At 68.6% G+C, this 23,861-nt stretch carries 19 protein-coding genes and 4 tRNA genes; 8 read left to right on the forward strand and 15 right to left on the reverse strand.

Translation table 11 applies throughout. The features are described from left to right. Window positions 1–60 precede the first annotated feature (60 nt). Both AAG565_RS11415 and AAG565_RS11420 read left to right on the forward strand, forming a co-directional pair. Window positions 61–136 (forward strand) — tRNA-Ala (locus tag AAG565_RS11415). Between the two features lie 123 nt (window positions 137–259). Further along, window positions 260–335: transfer RNA gene (locus AAG565_RS11420), tRNA-Glu, on the forward strand. 14 nt (window positions 336–349) lie between these two features. Here the strand turns inward: AAG565_RS11420 and glgB are convergent. Together glgB and malQ are read right to left on the reverse strand one after the other, a co-directional pair. Continuing rightward, a complete protein-coding gene (glgB, locus tag AAG565_RS11425; RefSeq protein WP_348819724.1) occupies window positions 350–2,284 on the reverse strand; it encodes a 1,4-alpha-glucan branching protein GlgB in 1,935 nt (644 codons plus the stop codon). After that, entirely contained in the window at window positions 2,281–5,280 is a 3,000-nt protein-coding gene (malQ, locus tag AAG565_RS11430; RefSeq protein WP_348819725.1) for a 4-alpha-glucanotransferase, read from the reverse strand. The genes glgB and malQ overlap by 4 nt, the downstream gene beginning before the upstream one ends. 152 nt (window positions 5,281–5,432) lie before the next feature. Here malQ and glgC point away from each other — a divergent pair, with 152 nt between their 5' ends. Genes glgC through glgA form a run of 3 tightly spaced genes read left to right on the forward strand, consistent with a single transcriptional unit; the run spans window position 5,433 to window position 10,378 of the window. Next, on the forward strand, window positions 5,433–6,704 hold the full coding sequence (gene glgC, locus AAG565_RS11435) for a glucose-1-phosphate adenylyltransferase (RefSeq protein WP_348819726.1): 1,272 nt from the start codon (window positions 5,433–5,435) through the stop codon (window positions 6,702–6,704). A 6-nt stretch (window positions 6,705–6,710) separates the two neighbouring features. After that, window positions 6,711–8,933 (forward strand): alpha-glucan family phosphorylase, encoded by a 2,223-nt coding sequence (gene glgP, locus AAG565_RS11440; RefSeq protein ID WP_348819727.1) that lies wholly within the window; start codon window positions 6,711–6,713, stop codon window positions 8,931–8,933. Further along, entirely contained in the window at window positions 8,930–10,378 is a 1,449-nt protein-coding gene (gene glgA, locus AAG565_RS11445; protein ID WP_348819728.1) for a glycogen synthase GlgA, read from the forward strand. Before glgP ends, glgA begins: the two co-directional genes overlap by 4 nt. A gap of 1 nt (window position 10,379) precedes the next feature. Here glgA and AAG565_RS11450 read toward each other — a convergent pair whose 3' ends face one another. Both AAG565_RS11450 and amrS read right to left on the reverse strand, forming a co-directional pair. Beyond that, window positions 10,380–10,892 (reverse strand): CBS domain-containing protein, encoded by a 513-nt coding sequence (locus tag AAG565_RS11450; protein ID WP_348819729.1) that lies wholly within the window; start codon window positions 10,890–10,892, stop codon window positions 10,380–10,382. Window positions 10,893–11,174: 282 nt separating this feature from the next. Further along, window positions 11,175–12,248 carry an AmmeMemoRadiSam system radical SAM enzyme gene (gene amrS, locus AAG565_RS11455; protein ID WP_348819730.1) on the reverse strand — a complete coding sequence of 358 codons (1,074 nt, stop codon included), beginning with the start codon at window positions 12,246–12,248 and terminating at the stop codon, window positions 11,175–11,177. Between the two features lie 57 nt (window positions 12,249–12,305). On the opposite strand from amrS, the gene amrB reads away from it, so the two are divergent. The 3 genes from amrB to AAG565_RS11470 are packed head-to-tail and all read left to right on the forward strand — an operon-like array spanning window position 12,306 to window position 14,108. Beyond that, entirely contained in the window at window positions 12,306–13,067 is a 762-nt protein-coding gene (gene amrB / locus AAG565_RS11460; protein ID WP_348819731.1) for an AmmeMemoRadiSam system protein B, read from the forward strand. Next, entirely contained in the window at window positions 13,045–13,620 is a 576-nt protein-coding gene (gene amrA, locus AAG565_RS11465; RefSeq protein WP_348819732.1) for an AmmeMemoRadiSam system protein A, read from the forward strand. Before amrB ends, amrA begins: the two co-directional genes overlap by 23 nt. A gap of 50 nt (window positions 13,621–13,670) precedes the next feature. Continuing rightward, window positions 13,671–14,108: a helix-turn-helix transcriptional regulator gene (locus AAG565_RS11470; protein ID WP_348819733.1), complete on the forward strand. Its 438-nt coding sequence runs from the start codon at window positions 13,671–13,673 to the stop codon at window positions 14,106–14,108. A gap of 46 nt (window positions 14,109–14,154) precedes the next feature. On the opposite strand, the gene AAG565_RS11475 is transcribed toward AAG565_RS11470, so the two are convergent. The 11 genes from AAG565_RS11475 to tolQ all read right to left on the reverse strand — a co-directional run bounded on the left by AAG565_RS11475 (window position 14,155) and on the right by tolQ (window position 23,639). After that, window positions 14,155–14,231: transfer RNA gene (locus tag AAG565_RS11475), tRNA-Pro, on the reverse strand. An 88-nt stretch (window positions 14,232–14,319) separates the two neighbouring features. Next, on the reverse strand, window positions 14,320–17,268 hold the full coding sequence (locus tag AAG565_RS11480) for an acyltransferase (RefSeq protein WP_348819734.1): 2,949 nt from the start codon (window positions 17,266–17,268) through the stop codon (window positions 14,320–14,322). 75 nt (window positions 17,269–17,343) lie between these two features. Beyond that, window positions 17,344–17,419 (reverse strand) — tRNA-Lys (locus AAG565_RS11485). A 44-nt stretch (window positions 17,420–17,463) separates the two neighbouring features. Beyond that, the gene (gene queC / locus AAG565_RS11490) at window positions 17,464–18,162 is read right to left on the reverse strand and encodes a 7-cyano-7-deazaguanine synthase QueC (protein WP_348819735.1); all 699 of its coding nucleotides are present in this window, start codon (window positions 18,160–18,162) and stop codon (window positions 17,464–17,466) included. Then, a complete protein-coding gene (queE, locus tag AAG565_RS11495) occupies window positions 18,162–18,827 on the reverse strand; it encodes a 7-carboxy-7-deazaguanine synthase QueE (RefSeq protein ID WP_348819736.1) in 666 nt (221 codons plus the stop codon). The genes queC and queE overlap by 1 nt, the downstream gene beginning before the upstream one ends. 30 nt (window positions 18,828–18,857) lie before the next feature. Continuing rightward, on the reverse strand, window positions 18,858–19,718 hold the full coding sequence (gene ybgF / locus AAG565_RS11500; RefSeq protein WP_348819737.1) for a tol-pal system protein YbgF: 861 nt from the start codon (window positions 19,716–19,718) through the stop codon (window positions 18,858–18,860). Between the two features lie 30 nt (window positions 19,719–19,748). After that, complete coding sequence (gene pal / locus AAG565_RS11505) at window positions 19,749–20,264, reverse strand: peptidoglycan-associated lipoprotein Pal (protein ID WP_348819738.1); 516 nt, start codon at window positions 20,262–20,264, stop codon at window positions 19,749–19,751. Between the two features lie 34 nt (window positions 20,265–20,298). Beyond that, window positions 20,299–21,582 carry a Tol-Pal system beta propeller repeat protein TolB gene (tolB, locus tag AAG565_RS11510; RefSeq protein ID WP_348819739.1) on the reverse strand — a complete coding sequence of 428 codons (1,284 nt, stop codon included), beginning with the start codon at window positions 21,580–21,582 and terminating at the stop codon, window positions 20,299–20,301. A 43-nt stretch (window positions 21,583–21,625) separates the two neighbouring features. After that, the gene (tolA, locus tag AAG565_RS11515; protein ID WP_348819740.1) at window positions 21,626–22,540 is read right to left on the reverse strand and encodes a cell envelope integrity protein TolA; all 915 of its coding nucleotides are present in this window, start codon (window positions 22,538–22,540) and stop codon (window positions 21,626–21,628) included. Next, complete coding sequence (gene tolR, locus AAG565_RS11520; RefSeq protein ID WP_348819741.1) at window positions 22,540–22,962, reverse strand: protein TolR; 423 nt, start codon at window positions 22,960–22,962, stop codon at window positions 22,540–22,542. The genes tolA and tolR overlap by 1 nt, the downstream gene beginning before the upstream one ends. Window positions 22,963–22,967: 5 nt before the next feature. Continuing rightward, a complete protein-coding gene (tolQ, locus tag AAG565_RS11525) occupies window positions 22,968–23,639 on the reverse strand; it encodes a protein TolQ (RefSeq protein ID WP_348819742.1) in 672 nt (223 codons plus the stop codon). Window positions 23,640–23,861: the final 222 nt, after the last annotated feature.

Here is a 23,861-nt window from a genome sequence, read left to right on the forward strand (position 1 = left end):
CGGGACAATTTTCGATTCCATTCGGAAATCGTTTGGGTATAATGCGCGCCCCTAGCGTGTGGGGCTATAGCTCAGCTGGGAGAGCGCTTGCATGGCATGCAAGAGGTCGTCGGTTCGATCCCGACTAGCTCCACCAAGTTTTTTTGTTTCGAGTCGAGTCATCACGAGCCGTCCTTGGCGCCTGGTTCCAGCCTCGCCATCCATGGTTCGCCGACTTGCCGGATCCGATGTCCTCGTGACATCGGACAAACCCCGTCAAGTCCCCATCGTCTAGAGGCCTAGGACATCGCCCTTTCACGGCGGTAACCGGGGTTCGAATCCCCGTGGGGACGCCATATGAGTCAACGAGTTAGCCCGCATTTCTGCGGGCGATTCCGTTTCTGGGCAGGGCTTGGAGGATGACGCCCGCCAGCGGCGGCAGCGTCAGGCTCAGCTCTGCCCCAGCGGCTGTGTCGGCCGTCAGGATTTCTGCGGAATTGACCACGCCGGAGCCGCCGTACCGTGTGGCGTCGGAGTTGAAGATCTCGCGGTAGCGGCCGGCCTGCGGCACGCGCAGACGGTAATGGGCGTGCACGCCCGGGGTGAAGTTGAGAATCACGATGACCTCGGACGGACCATCGCTGCGCCGGTACGCGAGCAGCGAGCGCACGGCGTCGTCGCAGTCGATCCAGGTGAAGCCGCCCGGCTCGAAGTCGAGGCGATGCAGTGCCGGCCTGTCACGGTACAGATGGTTCAGCTCGCGCAGCGCGTTCTGCACGCCACGGTGCATCGGATCCTGCAGCGCGGCCCAGTCGAGTTCGCGGTCGTGATTCCATTCGCGCGACTGCGCGATGTCCGCGCCCATGAACAGCAGTTTCTTGCCGGGATAGGTGGCGAGGTAGGTGTAGAGCAGGCGCAGGTTGGCGAAGCGCTGCCAGCGGTCGCCCGGCATCTTGTCGAGCAGCGAACGCTTGCCGTGGACGACTTCGTCGTGCGACAGCGCCAGCACATAGTTTTCGCTGTAGCGATACAGCATGCCGAAGGTCAGGCGGCGATGCTGGTGGACGCGAAAGATCGGGTCGGTGCGGAAATAGTCGAGCGTGTCGTGCATCCAGCCCATGTCCCACTTCATCGAAAAGCCGAGGCCACCGGTGTGCGTGGGCCGCGACACCTGCGGCCATGCGGTCGATTCCTCGGCGATCGTCAGCACGCCCGGATGGTACTGGTGGATGACGGCGTTCAGCTCCTGTAGAAACGCGACCGCTTCGAGATTCTGGTTGCCGCCTTCGCGGTTGGGCAGCCACTCGCCGTGCCGGCGTGAGTAGTCGAGGTACAGCATCGACGCCACGGCATCGAGCCTGAGCCCGTCGGCATGGAATTCCTCGATCCAGTACAGCGCGCTCGACAGCAGGTAGTTGCGCACCTCGGGCCTGCCGTAGTCATACACCAGCGTGCCCCAGTCCGGGTGCTCGCCGCGGCGCGGATCGGGATACTCGTATAGCGGCTCGCCGTCGAAACGCGCCAGGCCATGCGCGTCGCGCGGGAAGTGCGCCGGGACCCAGTCGAGAATCACGCCGATGCCCTGGGCATGGCAGGCGTCGATGAAGCACCGGAAATCGTCCGGTGATCCGTAGCGGCTGGTCGGCGCGAAGTTGCCGAGCGTCTGGTAGCCCCAGGAGCCGTCGAACGGATGCTCGCTGACCGGCAACAGCTCGATGTGCGTGAATCCCATCTCGTGCGCGTAGCGTGGCAGTTCCGCGGCGAGCTCGCGGTAATTCCAGCTGCGCCCGTCCGGGTGGCGCTTCCACGAACCGAGATGGACTTCGTAAATGGACAAAGGGGCGTGCAGCCAGTCGCGCTGGCGCCGTGCCGCGATCCAGTCCGTGTCGGTCCAGCGATGCCGACCCGGTGCGGTGACGACCGAGGCGGTTTCCGGACGGACCTGGCACTGCTTGGCATAGGGATCTGCCTTGAGGAACAGCGTGCCGTCGGCACCGCGGATTGCGAACTTGTACAGGCAGCCGGCGCCGACGTTCGGGACGAACAGTTCCCAGATGCCGCCCGGATGCGGGTGCATGGGGTGGCGGCGGCCATCCCACTGGTTGAAATCGGCAACGACGCTGACCGACCGTGCACGCGGCGCCCAGGTGGCGAACAGCGTGCCCTCGACGTCGCCGATACGATGCGCGTTGGCGCCGAGGAAGCGCCAGGCGTGCCAGTGGTGCCCCTCGCCGAACACCTGGCGATCGAAATCGCCGATCTGCAGCGGGAAGACGCCGGTGCCGGACGTGCGATTCCGGCTCATGCGCGCAAACGCCGGTGCTGCCGCAGGGACTCGCGCAGGCGCTGCGCGCGTGCGGGATCCAGTGCACCGGGATCCATCCGCCAGCGCCAGTTGCCCTCCATCACGCCGGGGCGGTTCATGCGCGCCGCACTGCCCAGGCCGAGCAGGTCCTGCATCGGCACGATCGCCAGCGGTGCGGGTGAGGCCCAGGCGAGCTCGATCAGCGACTCGGGCATGGGCGGATCCTCACGGCCGAGAAACGTGCAGACTCGGTCGCGTTGCCACGCCGGCAGTGCCTGCCACCAGCCCAGCGTCGTGTCGTTGTCATGCGTGCCGGTGTAGCACACGCAGTCGTCGCCGTGATGCGCCGGCAGATGCGGATTGGCCGCGTCGCCGTCGAAAGCGAACTGCAGCACGCGCATGCCGGGAATGCCGAGGGCGTGCCGCAAGGCGACGACGTCCGGCGTGATGTGCCCCAGATCCTCGGCGACGAGCCGCGTGCCGCCGAGTACGGGCTTGAGCGATTCGACCGCAGCGTGTCCCGGCGCGGGCACCCACTGTCCGTCCACGGCGGACGCGGCACCCTGCGGAATGCGCCACCACGCGGCCAGGCCGCGGAAGTGGTCGAGCCGCACCAGGTCGTATCGCGCCGCCTGTACCTCGAAGCGGCGCCGCCACCAGCGGAAGTCCTGCGCGGCGATGCGATCCCAGCGGTACGGCGGATAGCCCCAGCTCTGCCCGGTCTCGGAATACGCATCGGGCGGCACGCCCACGGTCGCGCGCACGTGCCCGTCGTCGTCCACCTCGAACAGCTCGCGGTGCCGCCAGACGTCCACCGAATCGTGTGCGACGAACAGCGGCACGTCGCCGAACAGCAGGATGCCGCGCGCATTGGCGTAGGTCTTCAACGCGGTCCACATCCGGTGGAAGCGGAACTGTGCACGGCGCGCCGTCTCGATCGCGTCGCGCAGCCGCAGCCGCGCATCCGCGAGTGTGCCGGCGTCGCCGTGCCGGAGCGCGTCCGGCCATTCGTACCAGGGCCGGTCCCCCTGCTCGGCGCGCAGCGCGACGAACAGCGCCCAGTCATCGAGCCAGTCGGCTTCGCGCCGGCAGAACGCGCGGTAGTCGTCGCCGCTGCAAGGACCGTCGTCATCCGGCAGCAGGCCCGTGTCGCCCGCGCAGGCCGAAGCGGGCTGGAACGGGTTGCCGTGCGCGTCGCCCGGCCCCAGCGGCAGCAGCTGCCAGACCCGCAGGCCCGCGTGCGCCGCAAAGTCGATGAAGCGGAAGGCGTCGGCATCGAGCCGGCCGGATGGCAGCGCGCGCAGCGGCAGCAGCACGCCGGCGCTGCGCTCGATCCATTCTGGTGTCGGTGCACTCGGTCGCATCACGCCGCCGGCCGCGACCGGCCCTTCGACACCGCGCGCGAACGGGTGCAGCAGCACCTCCGGCGGCGCTTCGCCCAGACTGGTGTACAGGGCGCGCAGGTGGCCGCGGAACAGCGCATCGAAGTCTGCGACCGCCGGTGAAGGATTGACCGATCCCGGCCACCAGAACCAGTCCGAGGCCTCGCAGACCGCAAGCCGCCGTGCACTGTCGGCACCGGCGCGACCGGCGGCGGCAGCCCGGTCGTAGCGGCGCTTGGCGGCGACCAGCAGGTCCCAGGCGCGATTCTTCTCGGCGTCACCGATCCAGGTCAGCAGCTGCCCGTGGACCCAGCTGCCGGCCCGCACGGGCGGCAGCGTCGGCCGCTGCGCGTCGGCGGCGGCCAGTTCGCCCAGCGTCGCCAGACGCAGCCGCGGATGCGTCCCCAAACGCCGGTAGAGGCCGCGGATGAAGTCAGTGCCATTGTTCGCGTAATGCGCCCAGGCGTTCTCGCCGTCGAGCGCGATCAGGATCATGCGGTTGCCGGGCGTCGCGGCGATGCGTTCCAGATGGCCGACGAGATCGTCGATCGCCTGCGCGGACGGCCAGTCCTTGTAAACGAAACCGATCCGGTCGGACAGACCGTCGTCACGAAAGTAGATATCGATTCCATCGCTGCGATAGCCCAGATGCGGATTGGCTTCGTTCCGACCCGCACGGCGCAGCGTGTTGCCGAGCACGGCATGGCTGCTCGCGGTCCAGCGCAGGCCGGCCTGCGCCAGCAGACGCAGCGTGTCCTGCGACAGTGCGGCCTCGGACGGCCAGCAGCCCGCCGGACGCAGGCCCAGGATGCGCTCGAAGCAGCGCAGACCTTCGGCGATCTGCCAGGCTGCACGCTCGGCGCCGCCGGGGTACGGCTCCGCCGGCAGGGGGGCACCCGGTGCTGCGTCGCGTGCCGCGCCGAAGTCGATCAGCAGCGGCAGCAGCGCGTGCTGGTACGGCGACAGGCTCAATTCGACCCGCCCGCTGTCGGCCAGTGCGCGGTAACGCGCCAGCAGCCCGCGGACGACGCGATCGATGACCCGCAGCAGCGCGGCGCGGTGTTCGGGTCCGAAATCCCGCTGCCGCGCATGCAGGCCGGCGGCCTCGACATCGTCCTGCAGCACGCTGGGCGCGGTCCAGGCCAGAAACCAGCCCACCAAGAGATCGCTGAGCTCGGCGTCGTCGAGCTGGCCGGCGCCGTCCCCGTCCGCCGTCCGGTCACGCAGGCGCTCGGCCATCTTGCGGTAAGCTGGCAGCGTCGCGGTCTGCTGTGCCGAGTCGGTACGCAACGCCATGCGCACCACGTGCGCACGCGCCGGCCCGCGGGGCGGCAGCAGGTGCAGCGCATCGAGCATGACATCGCCGAATGCCTCGCCGCGGGCCGCATAACGTTCAAAGCGCCCCGCGTAGTCGGCGATCTGCTCCAGCAGCACCGGCACGAAGTTGACGACGGCGCGCGCGTCGCTCACCGCCTCCAGGTGCGCGGCCATGTCGCTGTAGTCCTTCAGCGCATGCAGCAGGGTCCACGGCAACTGGAACTCGCCGCCGAGCCGGTAATCCGGCTGGTGCATGTGCCAGAGCAGGACCACCGGGAACCGAGCATCCTCGTTCATGCTTGCACCCGCCGTGCGCGCAACTGTCGTCGCGGCTCATTCTGAGCCAGCGGCCACGTAGATAAGAAGTGGGATCGCGGCACATCCGGGTTTCGCGGATGGCGGCCGGCACGTAGAGTAGCCGCTGGTCGCATGCAGGAGTTCCAGCGCGCATGAGCGAGACTTCGGAGAGTCGCTACGTCAGCCGCCTGACCCGGCAGACGCTGGCCCTGATCCTTGCCGGCGGTCGCGGCGCGCGCCTGGGACCCTTGACCGACTGGCGTGCCAAGCCGGCGGTGCCCTTCGGCGGCAAGTTCCGCATCATCGATTTTCCGCTGTCCAACTGCATCAACTCCGGCATCCGCCGGATCGGCGTGCTGACGCAGTACAAGTCGCACTCGCTGATCCGTCACATCCAGCGCGGCTGGGGCTTCCTGCGCGGCGAGTTCCATGAATTCATCGAACTGCTGCCGGCGCAGCAGCGCATCAGCGAGACGGCCTGGTACGCAGGGACCGCCGACGCGATCTACCAGAACCTCGACATCATCCGCCACCACGCGCCCAGCTACGTGCTGGTGCTGGCGGCGGATCACGTCTACAAGATGGACTATGGCCCGATGCTGGCCGCGCATGTCGATCGTGGAGCCGACATCACCGTCGGCTGCATCGAGGTCCCGCTCGACCGTGCCCGCAGCTTCGGGATCATGCAGATCGATGCCGACCAGCGCATCGTCAGCTTCGTCGAGAAGCCCATGCAGGCCGAGCCGATGCCCGGACGGAGCGACGCCGCCCTGGCGTCGATGGGGATCTATGTATTCTCGACCGGCTTCCTGCTCGACGTGCTCAGACGCGACGCCGTGCAGATGGACTCGTCGCACGATTTCGGCAAGGACATCATCCCGGCGTCGATCGGCCGCGTGCCGGTCTTCGCCTATCCGTTCCGCGACGTACAGAAGGGACAGCTCGGCTACTGGCGCGACGTCGGCACCGTCGATGCGTTCTGGGAGGCGAACATGGAGCTGCTCGACGTGGTTCCCGCCCTGAATCTATACGACCGCGACTGGCCGATCTGGACCTACCAGGAGCAGCTGCCGCCGGCCAAGTTCGTGTTCGACGATCCGGACCGCCGCGGCGTCGCGATCAGCTCGATGGTTTCCGGCGGCTGCATCGTCGCCGGCGCGCGGCTCTGGCGCAGCCTGTTGTTCTCGAACGTGCGCGTCGAGTCGCACTCGGAAATCGAGGAATCCGTGGTTCTGCCCAACGTCGAGATCGGTCCGCACTGCCGCATCCGTCGCGCGATCATCGACAAGGGTTGCATCCTGCCGGAACGCACGACGATCGGTTTCGACCGTGAGGATGACGCGCGCCGCTTCCATGTCACCGCCGGCGGCCTGACGCTGGTCACGCCCGACATGCTCGGCCAGCCGCTGCACACCGGGGAGTGAGCATCCATGGACACGAGTCCCGCCCACCGCCTCAGTGCGACGAACGACCTGGTGGCCTACTTCTGCGCCGAGTACGCGGTCGATCCGCGCCTGCCGATCTACTCGGGCGGCCTGGGCGTGCTCGCCGGCGACCATCTGAAGACCGCCAGCGACATGAGCGTTCCGCTGATCGCCGTCGGCCTGCTGTACTCGGAGGGCTATTTCACGCAGCGCATCGATGCGAGCGGCCAGCAGCACGCCGACCCGATGCCGGTGGACCCGCAGCGCAGCGGCCTGTCGCCGGTGCTCGACGTGCTCGGCCGTGAGCTGATGCTCCAGGTGCCGATGGCCGACCACGCCGTGAAGCTGCGCCTGTGGCGCAAGGACGTCGGCCGCGTGCCGCTGTTCCTGCTCGATGCCGATGTGGCCGCGAACGCCGCCGAGGACCGTGCGATCACTGCGCGGCTGTACGGCACCGGCCACGACCTGCGGCTGCGCCAGGAGATCGTGCTCGGCATCGGCGGGGTGCGCGCGGTGCGCGCGCTGGGCCTGACGCCCAGCGTCTGGCACATCAACGAGGGTCACGCCGCCTTCCTGATCCTGGAGCGCATGCGCGAGCGCATCGCCTATGGCTACAGCTTCGATGCCGCACTGGAGGCGGTGGCGGCATGCACCGTGTTCACGACGCACACGCCGGTCCCGGCCGGTCACGACGTCTTCGACCAGGGGCAGCTGCGCCATTGGCTCGGCGACTACGCGGGCACCCTGCATACCACCGAGCGGCGCCTGTTCGCGCTCGGCGGTGACGGCGGCAACAACAACCGCTTCAACATGACCACGCTGGCGATCCGCGGCTCGCGCTTCCGCAACGGCGTTTCGCGCCTGCACGGCAAGGTCGCCGCGCAGATGGAACGCGCCGAATGGCCACAGATTCCGCCGGAAGACAACCCGATCACCGGTATCACCAACGGCGTGCACCTGCCGACCTTCCTCGCGGCCCCGTGGCAGGCGCTGCTGGACCGGCATGCGGAGGGCTGGCGCACGCGCGCGCCCGGCGAGCGTGCGTTGCGGTTCCTCGACGAGATCAGCGACGCGGAGCTGTCGGTCTTGCGCGCCGACCTGCGCGCGACGCTGCTCGCCGAGCTGCGCGCCCGCCTGCGCAGCCAGCACCTGCGCATCGGCACGCCCCTCGACGTCATCGACCGCCTGCTGCACGTGCTCGACGACGCCGACCAGCGCGGTGCGCCGCTGCTGGGCTTCGCCAGGCGGTTCGCCACGTACAAGCGCGCGACCCTGTTGCTGCACGACACCGAGCGGCTGCACCGCCTGCTGGCGCATCCAGAACGTCCGGCGCTGCTGGTCTTCGCCGGCAAGGCCCATCCGAACGACGGCGCCGGCCAGGACATGATCCGCCACCTGTACCAGTGTTCGATGCGGCCGGAGTTTCTCGGACGCTTGCTGGTGCTGGAGGGCTACGACCTGGCGCTGGCGCGTCTGCTCGTCCAGGGCTGTGACGTCTGGCTCAACACACCCGAGTATCCGATGGAAGCGAGCGGCACGTCGGGCATGAAGGCCGGTGCCAACGGCTGCATCAACGTCTCGATCCTCGATGGCTGGTGGGCCGAGGGTCACGACGGCGCCAACGGATTCGCGATTCCCCACGTCGCACACGCCGATGCAGGCCAGCGTGATGCCGCCGAGGCCGGGCACCTGTACGAGCTGCTCGAACAGCAGGTGCTCCCCGAGTACTACGGCGCCGAAGGCAGGCCGCCCTCATCGGCGTGGCTGCGGCGCGTGCGCCGTTCGGTGCAGACGATCGCTTCGCGGTTCAGCGCGGTGCGCATGGTCAACGACTACATCGGCCGGCTGTACCTGCCCGCGGCGGAATTCGGCCGCCGCGCGAATGCGGGCGCCGGCAAGATCGCGACCAATCTGGCGCGCTGGAAGAGCCTGGTGCGCCAGCACTGGCATGAAGTCCGCATCGAGCCGGTCGTGCCGGCACAGCCGCTGCGGGTCTGCGTGCACGCCGCGGGCCTGCCCGCGGACCTGCTCGCGGCCGAGGCGGTGATCGGCAGCGAGCTGCGCCTGCCGCTGCGCATGGAATCGCACGACCACGACCGCGTGCGCTTCGTCCTCGACGGTCCAGTCTCCAAGCCGCCGCACGAGCTGCGCATCTATCCGCGGCATCCGCTGCTGCCGCATCCCTACGAGATGGGGCTGATGACGACGGTGGCGGTGCCGGCGGCGTGAGTCTGAAGGTCCTGTACGCCGCCAGCGAGGCCCTGCCGTTCTCGAAGACCGGCGGGCTGGCCGATGTCGCGCACGCGCTGCCGGAAGCACTGGCGCAATCCGGCGCCAATGTCCGCCTGGTGACGCCGGCGTACCGCGGCGCGCTCGACCGGCTGCGCGAGCCGTTGCTCAGGGCGACACTCACGGTCTGCGGCCAGCGGTTCGCGGTCTGGGAGGGCCATCCCGCGCACGAGCGCCTGCGGGTGTGGCTGATCGACTGCCCGTCGCTGTACGCGCGCGACGGCACGCCCTACGTCGATGCCAGCGGCCGCGATCATGCCGACAATGCCTGGCGCTTCGGCTGCTTCTGCGAGGCGGTGGCGCGGCTGGCGATGGGCGAGGCCTGCGACTGGCGCGCCGACGTGCTGCACCTCAACGACTGGCAGACCGGACTCGCGCCGCTGTGGCTGCCGCGCGGCGACCCGTCGCGCGAGGCGCCGCGCACGCTGTTCACGATCCACAACCTCGCCTATCAAGGTGTCTTCGATCGCCGGGAGTTCGACGCGCTGGGAGTCGGCGCCGATCTGTGGCATCCCGATGGCATCGAGTTTCATGGCATGGGTTCCTTCCTCAAGGCGGGGCTGACGCAGTGCGAATGGCTGACCACCGTCAGCCCGAGCTACGCACGCGAAATCCAGACACCGGCATTCGGGCATGGCCTCGATGGCCTGCTGCGCCACCGCCGTGACCGACTGTGCGGCATTCTCAACGGCATCCACGAGGAGCACTGGGATCCGCAGTGCGACCCGTATCTGCCGTTCCGCTACGGCTTTGCGACCGTCAAGGACGGCAAGCGCCGCAACCGGCTGGTCCTGCGCACCGAGTTGGGTCTGCCGGACGACGAACGTCCGCTGGTCGGGATCGTCTCGCGTTTCGCCGAACAGAAAGGCATCGATCTGCTGCTCGCCGCCGCCGCCGAGATCCGCCGCCTGCCCCTGCAGTTCGCGATTCTCGGCGCCGGCGATGCGGCGCTCGAACGCCGGTTTGAGGACTGGGCGCGGTCGGAACCGCAGCAGCTTGCCGTGCGCATCGGCTACGACGAAGGTCTGGCGCACCGCATCGAGGCCGGTGCGGACATGTTCCTGATGCCCTCGCGCTACGAGCCCTGCGGACTCAACCAGATGTACAGCCAGCGCTACGGCACCGTCCCCATCGTGCGCCGCGTCGGCGGACTCGCTGACAGTGTCATCGACGCCACGCCCGACGCGCTGGCCGCGCACCGTGCGACCGGCATCGTCTTCGAGCACGCGGACACGGGCGGCGTGCTCTACGGACTGCGCCGCGCGCTGGAGCTGTTCGGCACGCCGCACTGGATCTCGATGCAGGATGCCGGCATGCGCCAGGACTTCTCCTGGCGCCACACCGCCGCGCAGTACCTCGAAATCTACAAGGCCGTGCGCCGCTGATTCAGGCGACGCGCGCCCACTCGGCGACGCCGGGACTGAAGAAGTTCGGCGGCGGCCGCGCCGCGCCGGACAGATACGAGCGCTCGGCGGCAGGACTGGGCCGCGCCAGTTCGACGACGCGGCGCTGGGCGTCGGATAGCAGATCGAGCACGTCGTCGATCGCCAGCAGGCCGACCAGATCGCCGTTGCGATCGACCACGGCGATGCGCCGGAAGCCGCGCGTGCGCATGCGTTCGAGCGTTTCCCAGAAGCCGTCGTCGGCCTGCGCGGTCGGCAGTTCGTCGGCCAGCAGCTGCTCGACGCACATCTGTTCGGGGTCGTGCTGACGGGCCAGCACCTCGAACACCAGATCGCGGTCGGTGACGATGCCGAGCGGCCGCTTGCCGCCGCCGGCGCGATCGACGACCACGACCGTGCCGTTGTTGAACTGGCGCATCATCCGCGCCGCGTCATGGATACTTGCACGCCGGTCGCACACGACGACCGAACGGTTACAGCACTCGCCTACCCGCATGACCCTGCCCTCCAAATCCGTCTGAGCTCAAGGCCCGCTCCACCCTGTTGCCGGTTCGTGCGCAAGCCCTCCGTGAGCCAGCTTAGGAACGGCCATCCGCCGCGGCGTTGACCCAGATCAGTCGCCGGATTGCCGGCCCGCACCGCGGTCCGAGGCGCAGTCTATGCCCGCCGACGTGGACCGGCGCAGCCGTCCATCGGCCCGGCGATCGGTCCTGATGTGCGCACCTGCACGGGGCGGCCGGACGCCCGGACCGGTCGGTGGCGAGGGGGGATGGCGCGCCTACTGGATCCGCACCGGCAGCCGCCGCGAACCCCAGTGCCCGGCGGGGCCGTCGAACACGCCGGGGATGGCGTGTCCGCAATGCCGGCAATGACCGTCGTCGGTCAGCGCGTAGCGGCCGATGTCATAGACGTCGCGCTCGATCACGAGCGTCTGGCATTGCGGGCAGTAGGTGCTGCCGCCATCGCGGTCGTGCACGTTGCCGGTATAGACGAAGCGCAGGCCGTGATCGAGCGCGATCCGGCGCGCGCGCGTCAGCGTGGAGGCCGGGGTCGGCGGCACGTCCCGCATCCTGTAGTCGGGATGGAACGCGGTGAAATGCAGTGGCACGTCGGCGCCGAGCCGGTCGGCGATCCAGCGGCACTCGGCCTCGATCTCGGCGTCGCTGTCGTTGTGGCCCGGGATCAGCAGCGTGGTGATCTCGAACCAGACTTTTGTTTCGTGCCGGAGATAGACCAGCGTGTCGAGCACTGCGCCCAGCTCGGCACCGCAGACACGCTTGTAGAAATCCTCGCTGAAGGCCTTGAGATCGACGTTGGCCGCATCCATCGACTGGTAGAACTCGCGCCGTGCCTCGGGGCTGACGTAGCCGGCGGTGACCGCGACGGTGCGGATGCCCATCGCGCGCGCCGCCTGCGCGCAGTCCACCGCGTATTCGAGGAAGATCACCGGATCGTTGTAGGTGAAGGCGATGCTGCGGCAGCCCAGGCGCTGCGCGGTGCGTGCCAGTTGGTCGGGGCTCGCGGCGCCGGAGAGCGTGTCCATCTCGCGCGCTTTCGAGATGTCCCAGTTCTGGCAGAACTTGCAGGCCAGGTTGCAGCCGGCGGTGCCGAAGGACAGCACGCTGGACCCGGGCAGGAAATGGTTGAGCGGCTTCTTCTCGATCGGATCGACGCAGAAGCCGCTGGAGCGGCCATAGGAATACAGCCACATGCGGTCCCGCTCGCGGCCGCGCACGTAACACAGGCCACGCTGGCCCTCGTGCAGCTTGCACTCGCGCGGGCACAGGTCGCACTGCATGCGGCCATCGGCCAGCAGGTGCCAGTAGCGTCCCGGTACCGTACTTGTGTCCATGGGCATAAGGTGCGGCCGCAGCCTTGCAATTCAAGCATTCGCCCTCAGCTTGAGGGCATGGACATCCGAGCGCCCGCCGTTGCCGGCCTGTTCTACCCTGCCGCGCCCGCAGTCTTGCGCGCAGAGGTGGAAAGCTGTCTGGCCGAGGCACGGCCGCCGGCCGTCGGCGAGCTGCACGCGCTGATCGTGCCGCATGCCGGCTACCGCTACTCCGGCGCCGTCGCCGCCAGCGCCTACGCGCTGCTGCGCGGCCGTCGCTACGCACGCGTGGTGCTGATCGGTCCGGCACACCGCGTACCGCTGGACGGCATCGCACTGCCGACGGTCTCGCAGTTCCGGACACCGCTCGGCGACGTGCCGATCGACACGGCGCTGGTCGCGCGGCTGGACGTCGCGCGCCGCGACGATGCCCACGCGCGCGAGCACTGCCTGGAAGTGCAGCTGCCGTTCCTGCAATGCCTGCTGCCGGACTTCCGCCTCGTCCCGGCCGTGGTCGGCGCGGCGTCCCCGCAGCAGGTCGAGGACTTCCTCGACGCGGCCGTCGATGCCGACACGCTGGTGATCGTCAGCACCGACCTGTCGCATTACCACGACGACGCGACCGCGCGCCGCCTCGATGACGCCACCGTCACGCGCATCGAGGCGCTGGTGACCGACCTCGACGGGCACGAGGCCTGTGGCGCGATGGCGCTCAACGGCTTCCTGCGCTACGCGGCGCGGCGGCACTGGCGCGTGCAGCGGCTCGACGTGCGCAACTCGGGCGACACTTCCGGCGACCGCAGCCGGGTGGTCGGCTATGCCAGCTTCGCCGTCGTCTGAATTCAGCGCCGAGCACCGCGCACGGCTGCTTGCGCACGCCCGCGACAGCATCCGCCACGGCCTCGACCACGGCGGCCCGCAGGCGCACCCGCAGACGGATGCGGACGATGCCCTGCGCACGGTGCGCGCCAGCTTCGTCACCTTGAAGATCGGCGGCGCACTGCGCGGCTGCATCGGCAGCATCGAGGCGCGCGCGCCGCTGATCGAGGACGTGGGTCACAACGCCTGGGCCGCCGCCTTCCGCGACCCGCGCTTTGCCCCGCTGCGCGCCGCGGAGTTCGACGCGCTGGAGGTCCACATCTCCGTCCTGACCCCGCTGAGTCCGATCGTCGCCGATACCGAAGCAGCGCTGCTGGCGACGCTGCGGCCCGGCATCGACGGCGTGCTGCTGCAGCAGGGCTCCTGGCGCAGCACCTTCCTGCCGCAGGTCTGGGAACAGCTGCCGGAGCCGGCAGACTTCCTGCGCCAGCTGCGCCGCAAGGCCGGCCTGCCGGAGCAGCATGACCCGCGCGCGGCCTACTTCCGTTACGGCGTCGAGGCCTTCGGCGGCTGATCCGCACCTGCGGCATACTCGCCTGCGACTTTCCCCTCTCAGAGCGACACATGGCAGACATCGCGGGCCTGCTGAAGGCCGAAATCGTCCGGCTGTCCAGGAAAACCGTTCGGCAGACGCTCGCGCCGCTGCTGGCTTCCACCAGGACCCAGCGTCACGAGATCAGGTCGTTGAAGCGGCAGGTCGCGGCGCTCGAAGAATCGGTGGCCCGCCTGCACCAGCACCTGGCCGCGACACGGCCGGCGGCGGCGACGATCGAGCCGCAATCGGCGCCGCGCCGCTTCGTCGCCAAGGGGCTCAAGTCGCTGCGTGCGCGTCTGGACGTGAGCCAGAGCGAGTTCGCCAAGCTGGTCGGCGTCAGCGCGCAGAGCGTCTACAACTGGGAACGCGGCAGCGCCCGGCCGCGCCCGGCCCAGCTCGCCGCGATCGCCGCGTTGCGTCAGCTCGGCAAGCGCGAGGCGCGCCGGCGCCTGGACGAGATGGCCTGACGGCAGCGCCCGCGCGCGGCGGGAGATGCCGCGAGGCGTGAACCGGTGGTCGGGGAGACAGGATTCGAACCTGCGACCCCCTGCGCCCAAGGCAGGTGCGCTACCAGACTGCGCTACTCCCCGACAGGTATCCGACGTCAGACCGAGGGATCGTGCACTGGGCCACGATCCGGGGGCGGCATGATAAAGGCGGCAGGTGTTGCGTGCCAGCTCAGTCCGTCCCGACCATCGGCCGGTAGGCGCGCTGCAGGGCCGCGCGCGTGCTCACCGCATAGATGCGGATGTCGCCGGACGCGAAGGCGACCGGGTAACGTGCCTGGAGCCAGGCCTCGTTGATCCGCTGCGATGCGCGCTCGTCGCGGCCGACATAGACATAGTCGATGCCATGCTCGCGCAACAGCTGCGCTGCGTCCGGAGCGCCGGCGTACATGCGTCGCAGGTCGGTTTCGCGCGGCCGGTAGTCGAAGCCGAGATTGGCGATCCATCCGGTGAACCCCAGAAAGATCGAACGCCCCGCCCAGACCATGATCGGGTGATTGTGGCTGGGCTGGGTCAGGAACACGGCGTCGGCGGACGTTTCCCGCCGCACCGTCTGGGCCAGCGCGACCTCCTGCGCGCTGCTGATCCGGTAGCTGCCGCGATCGACCCGTGCCAGCCGCCAGACTTCGACGGCGCCGGTGACGGTCAGCGCCAGCGCCAGTGTCAGCGCGACGACCCGGCGCATGCCGGCGCCGCGCCAGAGCATGCGCAGGGCGGCCGCCCACAGCGGCGCCCAGCAGAAGTAGGTCCACAGGAACAGCTTGGAGTTGTCCCAGCGGTTCGGCTGCACCAGCACCAGATTGGCGAAGACGAAGCACAGCAGGCCGCCGCCGAACAGCGTCCACGCCAGGGCATCGTCGCGGCGCAGGCTCCACAGTCCGATCAGCAGCGCCGGGATCGCCAGCCCCCATAGCTGCCACCACATCCACAGCCAGGACAGCAGGCCGCCCGGCGCGGCGAATCCCGGCGCCCAGCGCAGATGATTGGGCAGGCCCTGGCCATTGCGCAGGAACAGTAGCATCAGCGCGAGGCCGAGCACGGCGGCGGCGCCCGCGTAGATCGACCAGACCTTCCACTGCCGCCGGTAGATGAGCGCGACTGCGATGCCGAGCCAGCCGAGCGCGATGAAGCTGTGCGTGTGCAGCAGCGGCATCAGCCCGGCGAGCAGACCGCCGCCGAGTGCCCACAGGCGCGGGCGCCGCACGCGCGCCTGCACCGCGAGCAGCAGGCACAGCAGGCTCATCAGCGCGACCGGGAAGCCGAACACGAAGGCGCGCTGCGGCAGCAGCATGCCGGTCAGCACATTGCCGGAGTACCAGTCGTAGCGGTCCATGCGGCTGACCTCCACCGGCGGATAGGCCAAGGCGTCCCAGCGATCGTGGGACAGGCTGTCCCAGAGGAAGGAGACGCCGCCCAGCCCGGAGCCGAGATAGAACAGCGCGACCGCCACCAGCGCCCAGCGCCGGCTGCGCAGTCCCTGCACGAATACCGCGTAGAGCAGCCACGGCGTCAGCACCGCGGCGACGAAGGTCGGCAGCGTCATCGCCCAATCGAGACCCAGGCCGAGCCGCATCAGCAGGCCGGACAGCAGATTCACCCCGAAGGGATAGATCAGCGGCCCATGCGCGAACATCGGATGACTGGACAGCCACTGTGCCGGTGCGCGGTCGGCGAAGCCGGTCGCCATCGCGATGTGCAGCGGCCAGTCCGACCAGATGTTCAGATGGCCGGCCCAGATGCCGTCGTCGCGGATCTGCAGTGCGTTGATCTGCAGCCAGGCGTTGAGCAGACCCCAGGTCGCGGCCAGCAGCAGCAGGGGACCGCGATGACGCCACAGCAGCGCCCGCAGCCCGTTGCCCCCGAGAGCCGCCACCGGTGGCACGTCCGGCAGGCGGGTGCCCAGCCTTGCCGCGACGGCGCGTGCGCGCCGGCCCAGACCCGCGCGCAGCGGCGCTGTCAGCAACGCCCGCAGGTCGCCCGCCAGCGTCGGCCCGGTCGTCAGGCGCCGGCGCAGGGGCTCTTCGAAATAGTGCGTCAGCAGCCAGCTCAGGCTCAGCGCGAGACTCACTGCCGTGACCCACATGGCCAGCTGCCACTGCGGATCCTGGCCGAAGTGCAGTTCCCGCAGCGGCGGGATCCCCGCCTGTTTCAGACGCACGATCAGGAACTGATGCCAGAGGTACAGGTTGTAGCTGATCAGGCCCAGTCCACACAGCCAGCGCAGCGAGAACAGGCGATTCCAGAAACCCGGCTGCAAGGCCGCGAGCAGGGTCAGTCCGAATCCTGCCGTCAGCAGCGGGATGTACAGATACTCCAGCGCGGTCGGCCAGCGCGTGCCGGCGAGCAGCGGCGGATCGTGGCGCACGTCCCAGATGGCATAGGCCACGCCCACCCACAGGGCCATGCCCAGTCCGCCGTACAGCGCCGCGGCGCGCAGGCGCGGCTGCGTCCGCTGGAACACCGCCAGGGCCACGCCCGCGGCGAAGAACGGCAGGTGCGGCCACAGCTGGTGGCGGTACAGGTCGAACAGCTCCACCGGCCGGCTCAGGGTCCACAGACCGTACAGGGCCCACAGCAATAGGCTCGCGACGAGCACCCGGCGCGACCGGCGTATCCACCACTCGCCCGCCGCGGCGAACAGCAGATAGAAGTGGATCTCCAGCGCCAGACTCCACAGCACCGCGTTGAACGAGTGATACAGGTACTCGGGCGTCCAGGTGTTGAGGAACAGCAGGTTCATCAGCAGATGGCGCGGCCAGACTTCCTGCAGGTGCGGCGGCAGGAACCAGATGACGATGACCAGCAGGCACAGCCAGTACGAAGGCAGGATCTTCGCCGCGCGCCGGCGCAGGAACTCGCCGGCGTGCAGCGGCCTGCCATTGGTATAAGGCCAGGCGATGCAGAAGCCGGACAACAGGAAGAACAGCTGTACGCCGATGAAGCCGGTCTCGGCCAGCACGTTGAGGTTCAGCGCAAGGCCGGTGCCCGGAACGGCCACGGTCAGCTGCGACCAGGTCTGCTGCCAGAAGTGGAACAGCAGCACGAGCGCGATCGCCAGACCGCGCAGTCCGTCGATGGCCTCGAAGCGTGCTTTGTCCGATTCCGCCGGAGCGTTGCTCACGGTGTTCCGGCCTTCCCCGATGATCAGTGCCGGCATTCTTGCACAGGCGGCAGCGGCGCTCGGCACGGTTGCGCCTGGTGGGTCGTGTTGGATTCGAACCAACGACCAACTGGTTAAAAGCCAGCTGCTCTACCGGCTGAGCTAACGACCCTTCGCGCGCGGGGCGCGCATGATACCGGAATCCCGCGGTGCGTCCTACGCGTCCCGGTAGCGCGTCGGATCGGCGATGCCGGCCGCCTCGAAGCCCTCGCGCCGCAGGCGGCAGGAGTCGCAGCGGCCGCAGGCGCGGCCCTGCGCATCGGCCTGGTAGCAGGACACGGTCAGCGCGTAGTCCACGCCCAGCCGCTGGCCTTCGCGCACGATCTCGGCCTTGCTCATGCGCAGCAGCGGTGCATGGATGTGGAAGCGCCGGCCCTCCACGCCCGCCTTGGTGGCGACGGCGGCGAGCGCCTCGAAAGCCTCGATGAACGCCGGCCGGCAGTCGGGATAGCCGGAATAATCGACCGCGTTGACGCCGATGAAGATGTCCTGCGCGCCGAGCACTTCGGCCCAGCCGAGCGCAAGCGCGAGGAACAGGGTGTTGCGCGCCGGCACGTAGGTGACCGGGATGCCGGGGGCCGGCACTTCCGGTACCGCGATGGAGCGATCGGTCAGCGCCGAGCCGCCCAGCGCGTCCAGGTTGACCTCGATGAGCTGGTGCCGATAGACCCCTGCGGCGGCGGCGACACGGCGCGCCGCGTCGAGTTCCGCTTCATGGCGCTGGCCGTAGGCGACGCTCAGCGCGCAGGTCTCGAAGCCCTGCTCGCGCGCGATCGCCAGCGCCGTGGCCGAATCCAGTCCGCCGGACAGCAGGACCACGGCCTTGCGTGCGGGTGTGGAGGGCGTGAGATTCATCAGCGTCCCGGCGTATTGCCCCACAGCAGCTTGTGGAGCTGCACCTGGAAGCGGACCGGCAACCGGTCGGCGAGCAGCCAGTCGGCGAGCTGCGCCGCTTCGATCTGGTTCTGGCTCGGCGAGAACAGCACGGTGCAGAGGCGTTCGAGGCCGTGGCTGCGCACGGTTTCGCGCGCCCACTCGTAGTCCTGACGGCTGCAGATGACGAACTTGATCTCGTCGCGCGCGTTCAGCTGCGCCAGATTCTCCCAGCGGTTGCGCCCGGCTTCGCCGGAATCCGGCGTCTTGATGTCCATGATGCGGGCGACACGCGCATCGACCGGCGCGATGTCCATCGCGCCGCTGGTTTCCAGGGACACCGCGTAGCCGGCGTCGCACAAGGCGCTGAGCAGTGGCAGGCAGGCCTTCTGCGCGAGCGGCTCGCCGCCGGTGACACAGACGTGACGCACACCGAATGCGGCGACCGTCTCCAGGATCTCGCCGATGCCCATCCAGCGTCCACCGTGGAAGGCATAGGCGGTGTCGCAGTACTGACAGCGCAGCGGACAGCCGGTCAGACGCACGAAGGCCGTCGGCCAGCCGGCATACGAACTTTCACCCTGGATCGAGTGAAAGATCTCCGTGATCTTGAGCCGGGGACCGGCCGCAACTGCCGCGCGGGTCAAAGACGGTCACCGCCTCGTTCTTGCGCCGCCTCAGTTGCCGCCGAGCCGCTGCTGTGCGAGCTTGGCCGCATTGGACTGCGGGTAGGTGTCCACGAGCTTCTTCAGCGTCTCGCGCCCCTGCGCATCCTGCTTGAGCTCGAACTGCGTCAGACCGGCCTTGAGCATGGCATCCGGCCCCTTCGGGCTGTTCGGAAAGCGCTGCAGCACGGCCTGGAACGCCGCCAGGGCCGACTTGTAATCACGCTTGATCGTATAGGCCTCGCCGCTCCAGTACAGCGCATTGTCGGCGTAACGGCCCTGCGGCCACTTCTCCAGCAAGGCCTTGAAACCGCGGATGGCGTCGTCGTACTTGCCATTCTTGAGCGCATCGAAGGCGGTCAGATAGGCGCCCTCCTCCTCCGGCGAGGCGCCGGAGCCACTCGAGATCGTCACCGGCGCCGCGATGCCGTCGGCCGAGGACGCCTGGGTCGGCCCCACCGCCGGCGGCGTCGTGATCGTGCCGCTGGCCTCGACCTTCGCACCGATCCCGGAGGGCATCGCCGCACCGCCGGTCTCCAGCCGCTGCAGGCGGCGGTCGAGATCCAGGTACTGGTCGCGGCCGCGCTTCTGCGTCTGGTCGAACTCATAGCGCAGACGCTCGACCTCGCCGCGCAGCTGCCGGACGTCGTCACGCAGCTTGAGGTTGTCCTGGTCCATGCCGGTCAGGTTCGCCGCATCGAGGCGCCGCGACAGTTCGGCGACGCGGCTCTCGACCACCTGCAGGCGCCGCTCCGAGGGGGGCAGCTTGTCGGCGCCGCCGGAAATCGGGCCGCCGTAGCCGCCGGCACAGCCGGCCAGCAGCACGGCGCCGCCGACGGCGATCGACTGTCTCACGCGATGCAAGGTCAGCATTGCTCTGCCCTCCCCCGGGCTGGCGGACGATCAGAGCCGGATGATCTGGACGCGCCGGTTCTGCGCCCAGGCGGACTCGTCGTGGCCCATCGCCGCCGGACGCTCCTCGCCGTAGCTGATCACCGACAGCTGCTCGCGATTGACGCCCTTGGCCAGCAGCGCGGATTCCACCGCGTTGGCGCGCCGCTCGCCCAGGCCCATGTTGTACTCACGCGTGCCCCGTTCGTCGGCGTGGCCTTCCAGACGCACCTTCGCGGCCGGATTGGACGTCAGATAGCGCGCGTAGCTGTCCACGACCGACTGGTATTCCGGCTTGATCACCGTGTCGTCGAAATCGAAGTAGATGAGGTTCGTCGTCAGCGCACGTTCGGCTGCGGCGGCCGCGTCGAAGCTGCCGTCGCCCGCGGGGGTCGTCGCGATCTGGTCCGTGTACGGGGCCGACATCTGGTCCACGCCGTCACCGGCCTTGCGATCGCTGGTGGAGCTGCAGGCGCCCAGCAAGAGCGCGGCCGCGACGGTGAAGGGCATCAGGTAGGAACGAAACATGGTGTGACTCCGAAAGAAGGGGGTGAAGAATGAGTTATTTGACCAGAGGCGACCACGCGGGCTCCCGCACGTCACCGCTGGCTTGCCGCAAACTTTGCCGGACCCGCCCGTCCACGGACACCGTCGCCAGCTCAGCGCCGCGCGCGCCCTGCGTCGCGTAAATCACCACCGCGCCGCCGGGCGCGAAACTCGGATTTTCGTCGAGACGGCCGTCGCTGAGGAGACGCAGGTCTCCGGTCGCCAAGTCGAGAAGGCCGATACGATAGCGCCCTCCGTCGTAATTCACCAGCGCGAGCGAATTGCCGTCCGGCGAGTAGGCCGCACGCAGGTTTTGCCGTCCCTCGAAGGTCAGGCGCCGCGGGTCGCCGCCCTCGATGCCGATCTCGTAGATCTGCGGCTGCCCGCCGCGATCCGAGGTGAAGGCGATCTTGGTGCCGTCCGGCGACCAGCTCGGCTCGGTGTCGATGCCGTAATGGTCGGTCAGGCGCCGCCGCTTGCCCGTCTTCAGGTCGAGGATGTAGATATCGGGGTTCTTCTCGAAGGACAGGCACATCGCCAGATAGCGCCCATCCGGGGAGAACGCCGGCGATCCGTTGATGCCCTTCTCCGCCGACACCTTCTTGACCTCGCCGCTGGCCAGCGTGTGCAGATAGATGGTGGACTGCCCGCGCTCATAACCGACGTAGGCCAGCTGCTTGCGGTCCGGCGACCAGGTCGGCGACATCAAGGGTTCGCGCGAGGTCGCGACCACGCGCGGATTCTCGCCGTCGGCGTCGGCGACGATCAGCTGGAAGCTGCGCTGATAGCCGACGCCCTGGGCGGTCACGTAGGCGATCTTGGTATTGAAGTATCCCGGCATGCCGAGCAGCTTCTCGTAGATCAGGTCTGCGATCTGGTGCGCGACATAGCGCATCTGATCGACGCTGCGTGCGGGAATGTCATAGCCGAGCACCTGCTGGCCGCTCACCGAATCGACGAGGAAGAAGCGCGCGTAGAAGCCGTTGTCGCTCTTGGCGACCTGCCCGACGACGACGTTGTCCATGCCCTGCGCGCGCCAGGTGCCGGCGTCGATCTGCGCCGGCGCGATCGGCCGCTGCAGCATGTCGCGGCGCGGCAGTGCGCGGAAGCGGCCGCTGCGCACCAGATCGTTTTCGACGACCTGGGCGATGTCGAGCTGCACTTCCGGCACCTGCGCAAACGGCACCAGCGCGATCGGAATGGGCGCGACGTCACCGCCGGTGACGGTGATCTCGAGCTCGGCGCGCGCCACGGTGCAAACCGCGACCAGCGACAGCGCCATCCAGCGTAGTGTTCTCATGACCGTTGTGTGGACTCGATGACTGACGGATCTGCGCCGCCGCTCAACAGGCGTCGGCTGCAGGGCAGAAATTGACGTTGATCACGCGCTCGAACAAGTCAGGGCGCGGCGGCGACGGCAGCGGACTGGCCTTGAGCACCGCGTTTTCGACCGAACGATCGAGGACCGGGTTCCCGCAACTGCGCACCACCTGTGCCTTGATGACCTCGCCGCCGGGCAATTGTTCCAGACGCACCAGACAGTTGAAACGGTTCGCCGAACCGGGCGGGCGCTGCCAGTTGCGCCGGATCTTGTCCACGATGGCCGCCGTCCACGGGGCCTGTGCCGCCGCGCGCTCGGCCGCGATGCGGGCGGCTTCCTCTTCGGCCATCTGCCGCGCCAGTTCCTCGCGCCGGCGCCGTTCCTCGGCCTCGCGCAGCTTCTTCTGGCGTTCGAGCTCCTTGCGCTCTTCCTCGATCTGGCGCTGCCGCTCCTCCTCGAGCTGACGCTGCCGCTCCGCGGCGATGCGCCTTTCCTCTTCCTCGGCCTTGCGCTTGAGTTCGTCCTGACGCTTCTTTTCCTCTTCGGCCTGCTTGCGCGCCTCTTCCTGGCGCTTGCGTTCGGCTTCCGCCTTCAGCTCCAGCTCCTCGCGCTTGCGGCGCTGCTCTTCCTGCAAGCGGGCGCGCGCCTCCTCGGCAGCCTGTTCCTGCTGGGCCTTGCGCTCCTGTTCCTTCTTCTGCTGTTCGAGCTTTCTCTGTTCCTGGAGTTTCTGCTCCTGTTCCAGCTTCCTGCGCTCCTGTTCCTGGCGCTGGCGCTCCTGCTCGGCGCGCGCGCGCGCGGCGGCTGGATCCTCGATCAGCACGGCCTCGAACACCGGCGGCGCGACCACCTTGCGGGTGAAGAACGCGCTGACGAACAGCAGTGCGAACAGCAGCACGTGCAGCAGCGCCGCGATGATGAGATAACGGCGTTCGACCATCAGCGACGGGGCGCTTCCTCGCGCGGTTCGGTGACGAACCCGACCTTGCGTGCGCCGGCTTCCTGCAGCAGCGCCATGCCATGCGCGACACGCTCGTAGGGCACGGCCGCGTCGCCATGGACCAGGATCAGCCGGTCGGGCTTGTTGCGCACGACGGCACCGATGCGCTGGACCACTTCCTCGTCCGACAGCGGCGACTTCTGGTTCTCGCCAATGTTCAGGTAGTAGGCACCGTCCTTGCGTACCGACAGAACGACCTCGTCGTCCTGGGTGCTGAGCGATTCCGCACTGGTGTCCGGCAGATCGACGCCGATACCCTGGGTCAGCAGCGGCGCAGTGACCATGAAGATGATCAGCAGCACCAGCATCACGTCGATGTACGGCACGACGTTGATGTCGGACGAGAGCTTGCGCTTGGCCATGCGATCTACGACTTCTGGCCGTGCCGCAGGCCGCGGTCGATGATGCCGATCATCTCGTCGGCGAAGGTGTGGAAGCGCGACTCCATCTTCTCGACGCCGCGCGTGAAGAAGTTGTAGGCGATGACCGCCGGGATCGCGGCGGCCAGGCCCATCGCGGTGGCGATCAGCGCCTCGGCGATGCCCGGCGCCACCGTCGCCAGCGAGGCCTGCTTGGCCGAGCCGATCGAGATGAACGCGTTCATGATGCCCCAGACGGTACCGAACAGACCGACATAGGGACTGGTCGAGCCGATGGTCGCCAGGATCGCCAGACCGCCTTCGAGTTTCTCGACCTCGCGGACCTGAACGACGCGCATCTGCCGCTGCACGGCGGCGATCACATAGTCGTGGTCGGCCTGTCCGGCGGTCTGCTGGCGCGTGAATTCCTCGTAGCCGGACAGGAAGATCGCCGCCAACCCCTGGTTGTCACCGGCCCGCCGCCGGTCTTCGTACAGATGCGCCAGGTTGCCGCCGCTCCAGAAGCGGTCCTCGAACTTCTCGGCCTCCTCCATCGCGGTGGACAGCAGCTTGCGCTTGGACAGGATCACCGCCCACGAGAACACCGACGCGGCGAGAAGGATTACCAGAACCACCTGTGCCAGCGCGCTGGCCTGCAGCACGAGGTGGGTCAGGGACATTTCTGCATTCATGGATGAGTTGTGCGGGGCGTTGCGCCACGGTTGTGATCGGGTGAGTCCGGCACCGCGTCCGCAGCGTCCGGAGGCGCGCGAACATTATCACAGCAGGCCATTGCAGCCTATCCGCAGCCTCTTCCAATGACACATGAGCCTGAAGGGGGTGCGTGATTCCAACGTGAAGTGAGCCTGAAAGGCCGGCGGGGCGGCGGGATCATCGGAGGA

The organism is Fontimonas sp. SYSU GA230001 (genome assembly GCF_040066175.1).
Classification (GTDB): domain Bacteria; phylum Pseudomonadota; class Gammaproteobacteria; order Nevskiales; family Nevskiaceae; genus Solimonas.